Below are 14,813 nucleotides of genomic sequence, written 5' to 3'. Positions count from 1 at the left end.
AATGATGTCAGATAAATTGACCTGCTTTAAAGCTTACGATATTCGCGGTGAACTGGGCGTTGAACTTAATGAAGATATTGCTTACCGGATTGGTCGGGCTTACGGTGAATATTTAAAACCAAAAAAGATGGTAGTAGGCGGGGATGTTCGTTTAACCAGTGAAGCGTTAAAACTGGCACTGGCGAATGGTTTGCAGGATTCAGGAACAGATGTTGTCGATATTGGTGTGACAGGGACAGAGGAAATCTATTTTGCGACGTCTTATCTGGCACTGGATGGCGGAATAGAAGTGACAGCCAGCCATAATCCGATGAACTATAACGGCATGAAATTAGTTCGTGAAGAATCTAAACCTATAAGCGGCGATACCGGGCTTGGGGAAATACAACGTCTGGCAGAAGAGAACAATTTTTCACCTGCCGATCCTGCTCAGCGTGGAACCTACGAAAAAGCGTCGGTACTCGATGCGTATATCGACAAATTACTCAGTTATGTCGATTTAAAGAATTTTACCCGCCCGCTGAAACTGGTCATTAACTCGGGTAATGGCGCTGCGGGGCATGTTATTGATGCCATCGAAGCGCGCTTCAAACAGGCCGGTGCGCCGGTTGAGTTTATCAAAGTCCACCACCAGCCAGACGGCACTTTCCCTAACGGGATCCCCAATCCGCTATTACCAGAATGTCGTCAGGACACTACGGACGCCATTATCAAACACAACGCCGATATGGGGATTGCGTTTGACGGTGATTTTGATCGGTGTTTCCTGTTTGATGATCTGGGGAATTTCATCGAAGGCTATTATATTGTCGGGTTATTAGCTGACGCTTTCCTCGAAAAATATCCGCAATCCCGAATCATCCACGACCCGCGCTTAAGCTGGAATACCATTGATATTGTCAGCGGAGCGGGTGGCGTGCCTGTTATGTCGAAAACCGGCCATGCTTTTATTAAAGAACGTATGCGCCAGGAAGATGCAGTTTACGGCGGTGAGATGAGCGCCCATCATTACTTCCGTGATTTCTTTTATTGCGACAGCGGGATGATCCCGTGGCTTCTTGTCGCGGAATTACTGCATGTAAAAGGCAAGTCCCTGCGGCAACTGATTAATGACCGCATTATTGCCTATCCGGCTTCGGGTGAAATAAACAGTTTTCTGCATCAGCCGAAAGAATCTATTGCGCGCGTGCTGGCGGTGTATGAAGGTGAAGCGATTCACGTCGATCATACGGACGGTATCAGCCTTGAGTTTGATGAATGGCGGTTTAATCTTCGCAGCTCAAATACGGAACCGGTTGTGCGTCTGAATGTGGAATCCAGGGCTAATTCAAAACTGATGCAGGAACAGACGAGAAGGATCCTTTCTATTCTCCGCAGTATGTAATTATCTGTAAAATATTTTCTGGTGAGTAATACAGCTCACTCTCTTATTCGTATTATTCACTTTTAATTTCCGAGAGGTTTCGCGTTTACTCTTATTTATATTTTTTATCATCATACCAAAATAATAATTTATGAGGTTTTAATGATGTCACATGAAGTGAGTGTTGGGATTGTCGCTGACTGGTTGGTGACTTTTGCCGGGGCAGAAAAAGTTATTGCAGAATTTATAAAACTTTATCCTGAATCTGAGCTTTATTCGGTTGTTGATTTTCTCTCTGATGAATCCAGAAAACAATTTTACGGTAAAGATGTAAAGACATCTTTTATTCAACGGCTTCCGTATGCAAAAACAAAGTATCAGCAATATTTGCCGCTGATGCCGTTAGCCATCGAGCAGCTGGATGTCACAAAGCACAATATTATTCTTTCCAGCAGCCATGCCGTAGCAAAAGGGGTTCTCACCGGGCCCGACCAGCTGCATATCAGTTATGTCCATTCTCCGATACGTTATGCCTGGGATTTTCAGCATCAGTACCTCAGGGAAGCCGGTTTGGATAAAGGCCTTAAGGGAAAATTAGCACGATGGTTCTTGCACAAAATACGTATCTGGGATTGCCGTACCGCCAACGGCGTGGACCATTTTATTGCTAATTCACATTTCATCGCGCGGAGAATTAAAAAAGTCTACGGGCGTGATGCAGATGTTATTTATCCACCGGTGAGCGTGGACCGTTTTACGTTGCAGGAAAATAAAGACGACTTCTATTTTACCGCGTCCCGTATGGTGCCCTACAAGCGCATCGATATTATTGTGGAAGCATTCAGCCAGATGCCGGATAAGAAGCTGGTGGTCATTGGCGACGGATCTGAGATGGCCAAAATAAAGGCCAAGGCGGGTAAGAATATCCAGATTTTAGGGTATCAGCCGGACGAGGTCATGCAGGATCATATGCGTCGTGCGAAGGCGTTCGTTTTTGCTGCCGAAGAAGATTTTGGCATCACGCCGGTTGAAGCGCAGGCCTGCGGTACGCCGGTTATTGCTTTTGGCAAAGGCGGCGTGCTGGAGTCCATCCGGCCTTACGGCGAAGTAAATCCTACCGGTATTTTCTTTGCGGAGCAGACGGCAGATTCACTCCTGCGCGCTGTTTTGCACTTCGAGACCATTCAGGAATCGTTCCTGCCAGTGAATTGCCGCAACAATGCATTGCGGTTCTCTGAGGAACGTTTTCACAGTGAACTGGATGACTATATTAAAACAAAGTGGCAAGCGTTTAATGAAAGTAAGAAAGTCATCTATTAATTATTCACGGTTCATTTATGGAATTTATTAAACCGTTTCTGCATCTTAATTCTGGTTCGCTCTCTGCCTTCCGGTGAATAACCTTACGATTATAATCGGGCATCGTTCATGATGTGTTTATTAAATTGTAATCAAAGGATCTTATATGTCTAAAGTCGCACTGATTACCCATATAACCGGGCAGGATGGTTCTTATCTTGCCGAACTTTTATTAAAGAAAGGTTATACTGTTCACGGGATTGGCGGGAATGTCGTTCCGCTTAATACCGGTAATGCGGGCAGTAATTTTCACGATAAATCCTCTGATCTTCATATTTATACCCATGCTGATATCAGCACGGGAACGGCCCGTGATTTACTCGCTATTATCCGGCCGGACGAAGTTTATAATCTGGGCGGAGCGGGTCAGTTGTCCGAAAACTCTGACTCCGCAGATGATCTGTTTTCCACGGGGGAATTCAGTGCGCTGAAGGTACTGGAGGCCATCCGTATTCTCGGGCTGGAAACGAAAACACGTTATTATCATGCGTCGCCTTCGGCATTATGCGGTCTGGTGAATGGCATCGCGATTAATGAAATGGTGAGCCTGAATATTTATCCCTCCTGGTATGCCACGGGGATTTCTGATTTCTGGACTATTGTGAATTATCGCGAAACGTTCGGGTTATATGCGTGCAGCGGCATTCTTTTTAATCATGAATCACCGCGCCGCAGCGAGAACTTCGTCACCCGCAAAATTACCCGCAGCCTGGCCAATATCACGCAGGGGCTGGAGAAATGCCTGCATCTCGGGAATCTGAATGCGCTGCGTGACTGGGGCCATGCCCGGGATTACGTCAAAATGCAGTGGCTGATGCTGCAACAGGATAATCCCGAAGATTTTGTAGTGGCTACCGGCGTGCAGTATACCGTCCGCCAGTTTGTGACGTTTGCCGCGCTGGAGCTCGGGATTAAACTGCGCTTTACCGGCAAGGGCGTGGAAGAGAAGGGAATTATTACCGCGATCATCAGCCCGGTTGCGGCGGCCCTGAAAGTCGGGGACGTGATTGTCGCCGTCGATCCGCGTTATATCCGGCCTGCCGAAGCCTGTAAGGTCAATGCCAATCCGACCAAAGCACGCCGTAAACTCGGCTGGGCACCGGAAACATCTTTGCAGGATATGGTGATTGAGATGGTTCAGGCAGACCTTGCTTGCGCGAAGAAAGCTGCACGGCTGAAATTGTACGGATAACGCCAGCCGCTGTTTCTGAGATGTATAAAAAAGCCGGAGAATGCGCTGACATTCTCCGGCTTTTTTTTGCCTGCTTTTTACCGTCCGTATCCCAGCCAGAGTGCCAGTAAAACAGCAGCGATATTGGCAGCGATACTGAGCATAAATCTCGTTCTGAAAGGTTGCTTCTGCGTTTTATGCCGGAAAAGTTGCTGACCCGCCAGCGCACCAGCCCAACCACCGAGCAGCCCGAACAGCAATAATGTGGTTTCCGGTATCCTGCGCCAGCTTTTGCGGGCAGCAAGCTTGTCGGCACCGTAAATCAGCAATGTCAGCAGGTTGATCAGCAGCAAGCTAACCGGGACAAGATAAGGAGAGATGAGGCTGACACCGGCCGCCAGTATCAGCAGGACATAACACACAGCGTTCATTGAGCTATCACCGGAAATTGAAGGAAGACCCAGAGTAACTATAAAGAGAAGAAAGGACAGAAAAACAGAAAGGACAGAAAGCAAAAAACCAGCCGTTAAGCTGGTTTCTTTAAAGATGGTGCCCAGACTCGGACAATGCTGCGGAGCAGCTTTGAACAGCGCTTGCGCTGGCCCCGAAGGGGTGAGTCTCAGTATGAGACGAATAATCGAACGGAGTTCGATGGAGAGTCCGTAGCTCAGAAAGCAAAAAACCAGCCATCAGGCTGGTTTCTTTAAATATGGTGCCGGACTCGGAATCGACACTCAAGTTTAACTCGTTGATATATATTAGTTTTATTTAATTTGATTTATTTTGCACCCTCATTTATACCCTCAATCCCATTTGATGTTGAAATAAGGGACGTAAACTCAGGAACGAGAGGGCAGCATGGAAGGAAAATGTTTCGCCACGATGTCGTTCATCTTATCAACGAGGTCCAGCCTTTTAAAGGTGATATGCCCGTGCCTTTTTGAAAGTAACGAATACTGAAGTAGTCGTCCTCGTAGATATGCGATGCTTTCTGTAAACTGACATGATCCATCAGCCGGGTAGTAATATCACCCCGGTTGTCCGGGATGGGTTTTCCATCCAGTAAGTAAAGCATTCTTTCCAGGTCAGCTAATTGATCCCGCCGCCATCCCCCGCACAGACTGAAGCCCCAACGGTTGTAAGCCACCAGACTGTTGATGATGATCTTCTTTCCGAAACTGCACGGGCTATTGGTTTTGTAGTCCCATAACAGTCCCTTAAAGACGTTGATAATCCCCCGCTCAAATACATCGCTTTTACTCTGGTGCAGTTGCTCAAAGGTGCTGAGTATGTTGGCTTCACTGATGGCGGGGATTTCGTCCCCTTCAAGATTTCTGCCCCAGTGCTCCCGGGCCTGAGAGTCCATCAGACTGAGCATACCCGACTTTTTCATCAGATCCCGCCATATACCGCGGTCGAGATTGCGGGTGATCACTTTCATTGCCGTTTCTGCTTTCTCCATCAACCAGCAGCCGCAGCGAAAATCCTGTTTCATGGCCCAGTCCAGGGCAGTTTTGCCACCGATGCTGCCGGTCAGCGTCGAAATATCGCCAAACTGGCGGATCAATGCTTCAATTTGTGCCAGCGCGGTATCACGTCCGGTGACAATGCGTTCAATGCTGGTGGAGCAAATCACGTCAGTGTGATCGGTTAACACTTCGGGTTCTGCCTGCATAATTTTTTCTCCATAAAAGAAAACACCCGCCGGACGAGGACGGGTGTTGTGTGCTGATGATAAGGTTTGAAGGATAAAATGGCGTGGTGTTGCAACCGATGGCTACCAGTCAAAGGTCGCAAACGTTGGCAGCACGTCGCCCGCCGCGTCCAGGTGAAGCAAGTCGATACCGTGTAATTGCATGAGCCTGACAATAAGCCGGCGACAGGGTTTTGACAGCCCCATACGTTTTAGCCGCAGTAGGGGATATTCCCAGGCGCTGAGCCTGAGCAGATATCCCGTGCCGGAAAAGTGGATCCATTCCGCAGCGCCGTATTCTTCCCGCTGATGCGATGCATGAAATAGCAGGCTATTGTCGGCATGGGTGATATGGGCGGTGCTGCATTGGATACCGGTAAGGCGGACCGTCGTTGGTAAAGTACTCTCAACGATGATATTGCCGGGTTCATCAGCGATACGCAGTGTCCCGTGGTGATGGCTGACGGCATTCTCCGTGGCATTAACGGGGATTTTCATTTGTCCTGCCTTCGGTGGTCCTTTTGCCTTGGGTGAGAACGCTTATCTCTTTATACCCTTCTTGTTGCATCAGGCCGGTGGCCCGACGTGCCTGAAGAATGTTGACGTAGGAAATGAACGGCGGCTGCTCCGTGAAAGAAAAGCTGCTGCAGTCAATGCGCAGCAGGCCATATCGTTCAGCCACAAAGTTCACCGCATCTTTCAAAGAAATACAGGCATCAATATATTCCTCTATCACGGATTCATAGTGTAACGGCGTGTCGTTGAGCGTCAGGCCGTAATGGCGGTCGAACAGGTACGTCAGCAGTTGCTGCCAGACGGCTACAGGTGACGGGCATGACGATACGGGCACCGCTGACGGTGCCGCAGAGGTTGAAATTTTCATGGTGGTGATCTCGCTATGCGTGAGAAATAGAGTCAGGGAATGTATTGAAGTAACTGTAAGATAAGTGGAGGGATTTCATGTTGCCGCAGACGGTGTCGGATAAACGGACAGGTACACATACCCGTGCGATCCGAGGGTGTCAGCGTCGCAGGTCAGGCCATTGTGATGCAACGTAACGCGTTGCTGATGGCGCGGTTCAAGCCCACCGGACACCAGCGTTCGCTCCAGCTGTTTGTGTATCAGTGGAAATGCCTGGTCGAGCCGCAGGGCGGCGTCTGCGCTGAATTCACCGCAGAAGCCTGCCCGGTCGGCCAGATAATGCAGACGGCTGCTTTCCTGCACCAGGCGGGCACTGAAGCACGGAGATATATCGTTCCTAAGCCCCCAATGCGGACTCACAGGGACGACAGTCGGCTGGGTGACAGAGGGGAGTAGTAGAGTCATTTCAGTATTCCTTGAGGTTATGGGGAAGGGATCACACCATCAGGGGCATATCGCTATCCCCGATAGTCGGTAAAGCGTTCACAGTAAAGCGTGTAGTTGTCCGTGCCGATGGCACAGGGCCAGCGCTCTGTGCCGATTAACCGGCTGCACAGCGATAAACGGCCTGGGTAATGGATGAGGTAATAGCACTCGGTACAAAGATCGTCATCAGCAATGAGGCGGCCATGGGCTTTTTCACTGTTGGACAGGGTATCTGCCATCGGCATACCTCACAGCCAGCCACGTTCGGCAAACGACACCGCCTGGCCGTGGCCAACGACGACGTGGTCCAGTACGCGGATAGCGACCAGTAACAGCGCGTCAATGAGTCGCTTCGTGACCTTCCGGTCTTCTTTGCTGGGCTCTGCCAGGCCCGAGGGGTGATTATGAGCCACCACGACGGCGGCCGCGTTGTGCCCCAATGCCGCCTTGATAATTTCCCTCGGGTAAACGGCGGCGGCGTTGATGGTGCCCATTGAGGTGGTCTCGCTGGCGATAAGGCGGTGCTGATTGTCCAGCTACAGCTCCCTGAAGACTTCGCGTTCGAGCGGCTCCAGCTGAAGTCGCAGGTACTGCATTGTTTCTTCTGTCGAATTGAACCCCACGCGTTTCTGTTTCATTTGTTTTTCCAGCAGGGTCAGTGCCATCTGGACTACCCGTTGTTGGGTTTGGTATTGCATAGTTCACTCCAATGTATGAAAAGCCGACAGCCTGTTTCTGACGTGCGGGCTTGTATGATGAGGATATTTTTAGCGAGGAGATGGCTGATTGTTTTACATCCGGATTATACTGACGACGGCCCGCTGACCGGAGTTTCGTATAACTGATGGGCGACCGGGAAATCTCCGTTCTGTGCTTCGAACAATGACCAGATGTGCAAAACAGGCATCCCTGTCGCAAAGGGGCCGAAAGACTCACAGATAACCACGTCCTCATCCTCTTGCGTGGTACCCACCCTTCCCAGCGCATGCTACAAACGTTCCAGTTGTGCAAATTCAAGCCGGTCCATACCGGTTACCTCAGTCAATCAGGGTAAAGATGGCCTGGCTTTCGCGATGGTGCAGCGCGTATTCCCGCAGCCGGTAGAAATGGGTGATCATGTCGTCGTGCTCTGTGAGGCAGGCGTGGTGGCTGTAGGTCATCAGGCTGGCGACAATACCTGCGGCTTCACGACTGACGGTGGCCCCGTTGCCGTTGAACTCGTTAAACAGCGCGTAGTTCTGTTCAGTGCCCGGAACCATAAACGCGCCGCCGTTGGGTAAGGTATAAAAATCCCAAAAGTCGCCGTGATAATCCGCCCTCAGGCGGTCCAGCCAGGTGAAGATTTTGGGTTCGAGCAGTATCTATTGGGGAACGGTGCCAAAGTGTTGCGGCCAGAAGTTCGGGCGCAGGTGATCGGGCAGCAGAGTGGCGGTGATGGCATCGGTATTTTCAGTATCTGTAGCGATGTGTTGATTTACGGCGTTATTCATCGGTTGTTCCTTTTGAAAGGTAATAATCAGGGTCCCGTTGAACAGGGGCCTTATTGGCGAGAAGCAAGGTTCGGAGCTGAAGGGAGAGCGGTATTATCCGCAGGTAACATCAACAGGTAGTACGATCCGGTGCAGCAGCGGGCAGGATTGCGCTTAGCCGTCAGCGTTGCATCGTGAAGGCCAGATGCCGTCAGCCTCAGCCTACCGGCACAGACTGAGTTCGCCGGGGCGGTAACAGAGATGTGTACACCAGGCGCACAGGTCATCATCAGAAATAGAACGACAGGCGGAGTGTTTTTCCAGGGGCACAGGCCAGACCTCCGCCTTGCGTGCATTTGCAGGCACGTGCTGCCTCATCTCAGGGTCTGTTGCAACTCTTCGGCCATAACCCAAAGCGCACGGTTTAATTTGATATCGCCATCGATACCGTTGACTGCACGGGTGCGGCTGTGTTTGCCCTGCGCCGAACGCCCGGGCAGGCCACCCTTACTCAGATTCTCCTGGCAGCGATTGAAGACTGACCACAGGTCGTCTTTCCGGTCTTCATATCGACGCGGAGTCAGTATTTGCGCCTCGATCACCGGCTGGTGCTCTTCACCAAACCGGTACGTTAGAGCCGCTTTCGCCAGAGCGTGTTGTGCCGGCGGTGGTAATAGCAGCGACTGCATGGCCTCACGTTTTTCCTCCACCCGGTCAAATATCCCGAGGACCTCGTAGGCCCCTTGAATCACTTTCTCCACAATATCGCCGCGGTGCGGAACCCTTATTTCACCAAACGACTGTCCACAGACAAGCGAGTTCGTGCACACGCTTCTGAAGATCCCCGGAATTAACTGGAAACTGGATTCGCCGCCGTGCGAATTCAGAATGATGATTTCCGGCACCTGCTGACCGTTTATTTGACCGGCGCGTCGAAGGCGCAGCATGTGTTTGGTGTGCTCACGGCGGCCCGGGTCGCGTACGCGGGTCTGACAGGCGAAGAAGGGTTCAAAGCCTTCGCGCTGAAGGTTTTCCAGCAGGGTAATCGTGGGGATGTAGGAATAGTGCTGGCTGCGTGATTCATGCTTGTCACTCCCAAATACGCTGGGGACATGGTGCATCATCTCTTCGCGGGTTAACGGACGGTCGCGGCGTATCTGGTTTATACGGCCAAAACGGCTGGCTAATCTCATGGTAATTTCCTTAAATTGACGGGCATAAAAGCAAAAACCCCCGCTCCGTGAGGAGGCGGGGGCTGTGTGTGTTACGCAGGCGTCGCAGCACGCTGTAGCGTCAGAGGCTGTCCAGAATGTGCAGTATCTGTGCCATCAGCGCCGTTATCAGTGCGGTGACCAGCAGGGTCACGGCTTCTCTGGCGGCATCAATAGCCTCGTCGTCATAACCGGCCTGACGAAAGCGGATTTCAATAAACTGTCGGGCATGCTGCCCGCCGCACCAGGTCAGCACCTGACCCAGGGCGGTCACCAGCATTTTCAGAAAGGTCATAGGGTGTGTGCTCCGGACTGCCGGGCAGCAGTCCGTGGGGTCATGGAGTTATTAAGGGGGATAAAGCAGAAGCGCCAATCAGTGATAGGTGTAACGCCATGCGCCTTTATCGGTCGTGACTACCACTTCAGATGCCACGCAATTGTTATAAAAGTTCACGCTGACCGACTGCCCGTAGTGCAGGGCGGCAGGCAGAATGGTTTCCTTATTGCTGGAGTAAAGATACTTCTGGTTATCGATTCGGCAGTTACCGCGGTTAACGTCAATATTTTTGATCGTCACGCTGTCATCGAGTGCGGTGACGATGACGTTGACAAAGTGGGTTCCGGCAGGATGAACGCTGTTGCTGGCCTCCACTTTTATCAGCGGGTCCGGTGCGGCCATCGCCTGAGCGGACAGCAAGAGCAGTGCGGGTATTAACCCATGTTTAATTTTCACAGAGCAGTCCTTTCCGAGTATAACGACGGAATGCAAATGCCGGCCCGTGACCGGCAGTCAGTTAAAACGCAGCAGTTTTTCTGCAAGTGCGGGGTTAAGGCTGAGAGGGGATGTCGGAAGACGTTTGAATCTGCTGATGAATGATGCGGTGCTTTGCCAGCGCCTGCGGCAAATCGTTGATGCAGTACGTGATATAGAAGACGTTGAACACCACGGTATAGAAGGCATTCATCTTCAGGTCAAAGCGGAAGGTGGTCAGCGCATAGTGACGCAGCGCGGCTCTGGCCCTGAATGCCCAGACGATATACATCACGGCGCAGGCCAGCGACAGCAGGCCGCTCAGTGCCAGCAGCGTGTCGCTGGTCGGGTCGTAGCCCATTAAATCCGGTGATGCCGATGCCGCCAGCTGGCGTCCGACGCCAAAGCAAACCGTCAGCCAGATGATGAACAGGTTACCGAAAACCGGCATCCCCGTGGTGTCGCTGATAATGTCCTGCTTTTTGTACAGCCAGAGCAGCGGCCAGACGCCGCAGGTGACGATAGTGAGCAGCACGAAGTGCAGGGTAGGAGTTGCCAGACGCTGGCTGAGGGTGGAGATATCGTCCATACAATGTGTATCCTTACTTGATTTAATAAGAATTCAGGCAGTCGCCTGACCTGAGTGGTTACAACGCAAACTTCGAAACGCAGCCGTGTGTGTTAAAGGCGGGCAGAACTTTCCCGGCCCCGCTGAGCGTAAATGTTGCCGAACGCACGCCGTCACCGGAGACGGTGACCTGCTTACCGGTTCGCATGGCATTCCAGGCCAGAGTGAGATTACTGTCACCGACGCGGCTGTCGGAGTCGCTGATATCAATGGCTTCCTCCCTGTCAATCTGGACCTGAAGCGTTTTTCCTTCGTCTATACTGGTCTGATGTCCCCTGACGTCCTTGAAGATAATGGTGGCAGGCCTCGTGCCTTCGTCTTCACAGGCGAGGTACAGCTGCGACTGACCTTTTCCTTTAATGACAAACTCAGAAACGCCCTGACCCCAGCCACTCGTCCAGGCATCAGCGTTTCCGAATGCCAGTGCAGTCGTGGGTAACAATGTGCAAGCCAGTAGTGATGCGTATATTCGTTTTTTATCCATTTCTTGCTCCTTATCAGACAGCGTGAGGTGTCAGCCTCCGTGCCAGAGATATTTATTTAAAGCGATGATTTTGAATAAAACCTTCAGGGTCGCAGAAAGCCCAGAGGATTCTATAACCACAAAAATGCGGGGGATAACGATGAAATTCGATCGTACCGATCGACAAAATCGATCGTCATTGAGCAAGCATATTTATCGAAGCCATTAATTTATTAACCCAACATTTTAAGAGTCCAGACAAATATTATCTCCCTTCATTAAAACGTCCTCAGAGCGTATATATAGGCCATGGATTCATGAGGGTAATATATATCTTAAAAGTTTCTGAAACAGAGTAGTTGAAAATGATTCATTAAATCAAATACGCAAGGAAGGTAATTGTAACTTCTAATTCCCCGTCTCCACTTATACCCTTTTTCAATGAATAGAAAAATCATTGCTAATCCGAAAAATAGAGTTATATGTTATAAAAATAACTCAAAAAACTTGCTTAATTCTATGGACATCTCTCTTTGTCTACAGAAATCAATAGGCGTAATCGACTGAAAATCGTCAGCGATAATTGCTTGTAATAAATACAGTGAATGCTTTCAATAGATTCAGGAGGCACTATTCATTACCTAAAAACACAGAGGAGATATTGTGAACAGTATTTATCCATTAGCTACCTTAAATGAAGGGCCGCAGTTTCCCTTAAAGTCTGTACCAAACCTGATCCGTGAAGCGATTATTGGCGCTGCCAGCAAAACAAAAGCCCCCCTGCCGTTGATTTTTGCTTCCGCAATGGCACCGGTTTCTCTGCTTTGCCAGGGATTAACGGATGTCAGTCCGGCTGAAGGACTGACATTTCCTGTTTCAAGCAATTTTTGCACTGTAGCGGAATCTGGAGAACGTAAGTCTACGGTGGATAAGCTTTTTATGGCCCCAATACATGAGTTCGAGCGTGAAGCCGGGATTCGGTATGGCAATGCGATTCAGCAGTATGAGACTGAACGGGAGATATGGGAGGAGGAACTTAAGGCACTGAAAAGTAAACTGAATAAACAGGTCAAAAAAAACCAGCCAACAGAGGAGATTAAAGAAAGCATCAGGGCGCACCGGGAAACCATTCCGCAGGAACCTTTCCGGATACAATTATTAGCCAGCGATATCACTCCTGCTGCGTTGCAATATCAGTTGTATAAAGGGGGAGGCTCAATAGGCTTACACTCCGCAGAGGGGGATATCATTCTGGGAGGACAGGCAATACAGAATCTGGGGCTGCTTAACGACCTGTGGGATGGCGCACCGTTTACTGTCTCCCGCCGTTGTTCTGAGAGTTTTAGTGTCCACGGTGCCAGACTGAGCGCGAGTCTGATGGTGCAGGATGCCCCGTTACGTAAGTATTTCAAGCGCGCACAGCAGCAGGCACGGGGAAGTGGTTTTCTGGCAAGGTTCTTTTTCGCTAGCCCTGATAGCACTATTGGTACACGTACCGGCTCTACTCTGGAAGGGTATCAACAATTGCTGGCCCCGTACCATCGGCGTCTGCAACAACTGATAGAGGATTATGCCCATAAAACAGAAACAAAGGCCCTTTCTGACCGTCAAAAACTGACTTTCACGCCAGAAGCACAGCTTCGATGGGGGGATATAGGTGACTATCTTGAGCGGGAAATGGCTGAGAATGGCCGCTATTATTCCCTGCGCGATTTTGCCTCTAAAGAAGGAAATAAAGTGGCGCGTCTTGCTGCCTTGTTCCACTACTTTAATGGTGATGAAGGCTGCATCGCGGAAAAAACCTTACTGGATGCGCAGAAGGTCAGTGAGTGGTATCTCAAGGAAGCACTTTGTTTGTTTGGCACTCAACCCGAGCAACCGCAATATGTTCAGGATGCAGATCTGTTATGGCGATGGCTGCATGAGCGTTTTATGGATAATAACGGTCAGCCCATAACGAGAAGCTGGATGAGCCCCAGGGTGCCAAATCAGCTTCGCAGGCCGGGTCGGTTGCAGCCGGCACTAGAGCACCTGCAGAGTAACTACCGGGTAGCGATTGCACATAACGGCAGAACGATGCTTATCGCTCCTTATGATTTCAGGTGGTAAAGCAGTAAACGGCAAATTTAACCAATCTAGATTAACATAGAGCCCATAAAGCTGCTAAATCTGCTTAACTTAGCAAATTTAGCCGCTTTAAATGAGAATGATGAGGTGATTAACACCCCTTTATTTTTATTTTTGCAATATAATTCCACTCGAAATAATGCTACTTCTGTTCAATAAGGAGAACATATGAAGGACGAAATAAAGGATACAAATGTTGCTAGGGACACGGAGGAAAAGAGCTATTACCATCAGGTTCTGTCTCGTGCAAAGTGTGAGAAATACAATGCCTCACAGGAGGATGTAGATTGGTTTGACATAAAAAATTATCAGTTTACAAACAGAATCCCTTTCAAAGAACTTATTTGTGAGTTGATAGCGAGGGTTGATTCAGCGAATGTTGCGTATACAGAAGGTAGCTACGGCATTGTATCTGCATCGATATTTGATAAAATTTATTCTGATATAATAACCGGTCATCCCACTATAAATAATTACTTTGTTTATGATCATGATGACCCGCGAATTATATCTCTAGCTAATAAAATGGAAGAGGAAGTTGAAATATCTGACAGTGGCGAGTTGAAATTTATTACACTCGATCAGGTCCGTTCCAACATACCGGTACGAGAATTGAATATCAGCGATATCCATGATTGCTATCATGCCACCTCATCAACTGAAATTATCACTGTGCCTATTTATGCAAATACGTCACACCCTTGCTATACTGGATTTTTGAAAAAAGAAGACATCACTAATGAAACAACATTAACCACCATTCAGTCAAAAAATCATGGAATAGAACAACTTTATCTGTCTGTTGATCTTTCCTTCAGTGAAGCTCAACTCATTACTGCGTTCGAAAAGATACTTGCAGAACTGCGTCCACACAAGAAACTCACCAGAAGGAAGATATTAGATATTAAATTGCATAAAATTCTTCCGTTAATGGATCTGATTATCTGGCAGGTCAAAGAAAAAAAGCGATTGCCATTAAGGCAAATTTTTAACCTGCTTGAAGGACTCCCCGTAGAATGTTCAGATAGCATTACCGGATTTGACTGGAGTAAATTCAATAAAGGCGTTCTTAGGACGCTTGAAAAGGTGCTGGGCCAGGGAACGCTTTTACCGTTACTGGACGCACTTGACGATAAGACAGGGCATTATGATATCAGCCTAGATGAATTACAGGATAAAGCACCTTGAGTTCATACTAATATACTTATGTCAACGTTCTTTTTTACAAAA

At 49.3% G+C, this 14,813-nt stretch carries 15 protein-coding genes and 3 pseudogenes; 5 read left to right on the top strand and 13 right to left on the bottom strand.

Going from position 1 to position 14,813, the window contains the following annotated elements; all coding sequences use genetic code 11:
* Positions 1–4 precede the first annotated feature (4 nt).
* From cpsG to IV433_RS07355, 3 genes are all read left to right on the top strand, one after another.
* Complete coding sequence (gene cpsG / locus IV433_RS07365) at positions 5–1,384, top strand: phosphomannomutase CpsG (protein ID WP_195813813.1); 1,380 nt, start codon at positions 5–7, stop codon at positions 1,382–1,384.
* Positions 1,385–1,528: 144 nt separating this feature from the next.
* On the top strand, positions 1,529–2,683 hold the full coding sequence (locus IV433_RS07360; RefSeq protein WP_195813979.1) for a glycosyltransferase family 4 protein: 1,155 nt from the start codon (positions 1,529–1,531) through the stop codon (positions 2,681–2,683).
* 145 nt (positions 2,684–2,828) lie between these two features.
* Positions 2,829–3,914 (top strand): GDP-mannose 4,6-dehydratase, encoded by a 1,086-nt coding sequence (locus IV433_RS07355; RefSeq protein ID WP_195813814.1) that lies wholly within the window; start codon positions 2,829–2,831, stop codon positions 3,912–3,914.
* A gap of 77 nt (positions 3,915–3,991) precedes the next feature.
* Here the strand turns inward: IV433_RS07355 and IV433_RS07350 are convergent, their stop codons facing one another.
* The 13 genes and pseudogenes from IV433_RS07350 to IV433_RS07290 all read right to left on the bottom strand — a co-directional run bounded on the left by IV433_RS07350 (position 3,992) and on the right by IV433_RS07290 (position 11,477).
* Complete coding sequence (locus IV433_RS07350; protein WP_195813815.1) at positions 3,992–4,324, bottom strand: DUF1294 domain-containing protein; 333 nt, start codon at positions 4,322–4,324, stop codon at positions 3,992–3,994.
* Positions 4,325–4,732: 408 nt separating this feature from the next.
* Positions 4,733–5,271 (bottom strand): annotated as a pseudogene (locus IV433_RS26390) (DUF4942 domain-containing protein).
* A 399-nt stretch (positions 5,272–5,670) separates the two neighbouring features.
* Positions 5,671–6,084 carry a DUF5983 family protein gene (locus IV433_RS07340; protein ID WP_229893274.1) on the bottom strand — a complete coding sequence of 138 codons (414 nt, stop codon included), beginning with the start codon at positions 6,082–6,084 and terminating at the stop codon, positions 5,671–5,673.
* Complete coding sequence (locus tag IV433_RS07335) at positions 6,068–6,469, bottom strand: TA system toxin CbtA family protein (RefSeq protein ID WP_195813816.1); 402 nt, start codon at positions 6,467–6,469, stop codon at positions 6,068–6,070. The genes IV433_RS07340 and IV433_RS07335 overlap by 17 nt, the downstream gene beginning before the upstream one ends.
* A gap of 75 nt (positions 6,470–6,544) precedes the next feature.
* Positions 6,545–6,913, bottom strand: a complete 369-nt coding sequence (locus tag IV433_RS07330; protein ID WP_195813817.1) for a type IV toxin-antitoxin system YeeU family antitoxin — start codon at positions 6,911–6,913, stop codon at positions 6,545–6,547.
* Between the two features lie 53 nt (positions 6,914–6,966).
* On the bottom strand, positions 6,967–7,173 hold the full coding sequence (locus tag IV433_RS07325; RefSeq protein ID WP_195813818.1) for a hypothetical protein: 207 nt from the start codon (positions 7,171–7,173) through the stop codon (positions 6,967–6,969).
* A 9-nt stretch (positions 7,174–7,182) separates the two neighbouring features.
* A pseudogene (locus tag IV433_RS07320) lies at positions 7,183–7,632 on the bottom strand (JAB domain-containing protein).
* A 339-nt stretch (positions 7,633–7,971) separates the two neighbouring features.
* Positions 7,972–8,424: pseudogene (locus IV433_RS07315) on the bottom strand (antirestriction protein).
* A 353-nt stretch (positions 8,425–8,777) separates the two neighbouring features.
* The gene (locus IV433_RS07310; RefSeq protein ID WP_195813819.1) at positions 8,778–9,596 is read right to left on the bottom strand and encodes a DUF932 domain-containing protein; all 819 of its coding nucleotides are present in this window, start codon (positions 9,594–9,596) and stop codon (positions 8,778–8,780) included.
* Between the two features lie 100 nt (positions 9,597–9,696).
* On the bottom strand, positions 9,697–9,909 hold the full coding sequence (locus IV433_RS07305) for a hypothetical protein (RefSeq protein ID WP_195813820.1): 213 nt from the start codon (positions 9,907–9,909) through the stop codon (positions 9,697–9,699).
* Positions 9,910–9,987: 78 nt separating this feature from the next.
* Entirely contained in the window at positions 9,988–10,347 is a 360-nt protein-coding gene (locus IV433_RS07300) for a hypothetical protein (RefSeq protein ID WP_195813821.1), read from the bottom strand.
* Positions 10,348–10,441: 94 nt separating this feature from the next.
* Positions 10,442–10,954, bottom strand: coding sequence for a DUF4234 domain-containing protein (locus IV433_RS07295; RefSeq protein ID WP_195813822.1), 513 nt, complete (start codon positions 10,952–10,954; stop codon positions 10,442–10,444).
* A gap of 58 nt (positions 10,955–11,012) precedes the next feature.
* A complete protein-coding gene (locus tag IV433_RS07290) occupies positions 11,013–11,477 on the bottom strand; it encodes a hypothetical protein (RefSeq protein WP_195813823.1) in 465 nt (154 codons plus the stop codon).
* A 642-nt stretch (positions 11,478–12,119) separates the two neighbouring features.
* On the opposite strand from IV433_RS07290, the gene IV433_RS07285 reads away from it, so the two are divergent.
* Both IV433_RS07285 and IV433_RS07280 read left to right on the top strand, forming a co-directional pair.
* The gene (locus IV433_RS07285) at positions 12,120–13,565 is read left to right on the top strand and encodes a YfjI family protein (RefSeq protein ID WP_195813824.1); all 1,446 of its coding nucleotides are present in this window, start codon (positions 12,120–12,122) and stop codon (positions 13,563–13,565) included.
* A 186-nt stretch (positions 13,566–13,751) separates the two neighbouring features.
* Positions 13,752–14,771, top strand: a complete 1,020-nt coding sequence (locus tag IV433_RS07280; protein ID WP_195813825.1) for a DUF6387 family protein — start codon at positions 13,752–13,754, stop codon at positions 14,769–14,771.
* Positions 14,772–14,813: the final 42 nt, after the last annotated feature.

Source organism: Rahnella laticis (assembly GCF_015644585.1).
Classification (GTDB): domain Bacteria; phylum Pseudomonadota; class Gammaproteobacteria; order Enterobacterales; family Enterobacteriaceae; genus Rahnella; species Rahnella laticis.
Note: the sequence above shows the minus strand (reverse complement) of the source record. Positions and strands in the feature narration are given on the sequence as shown.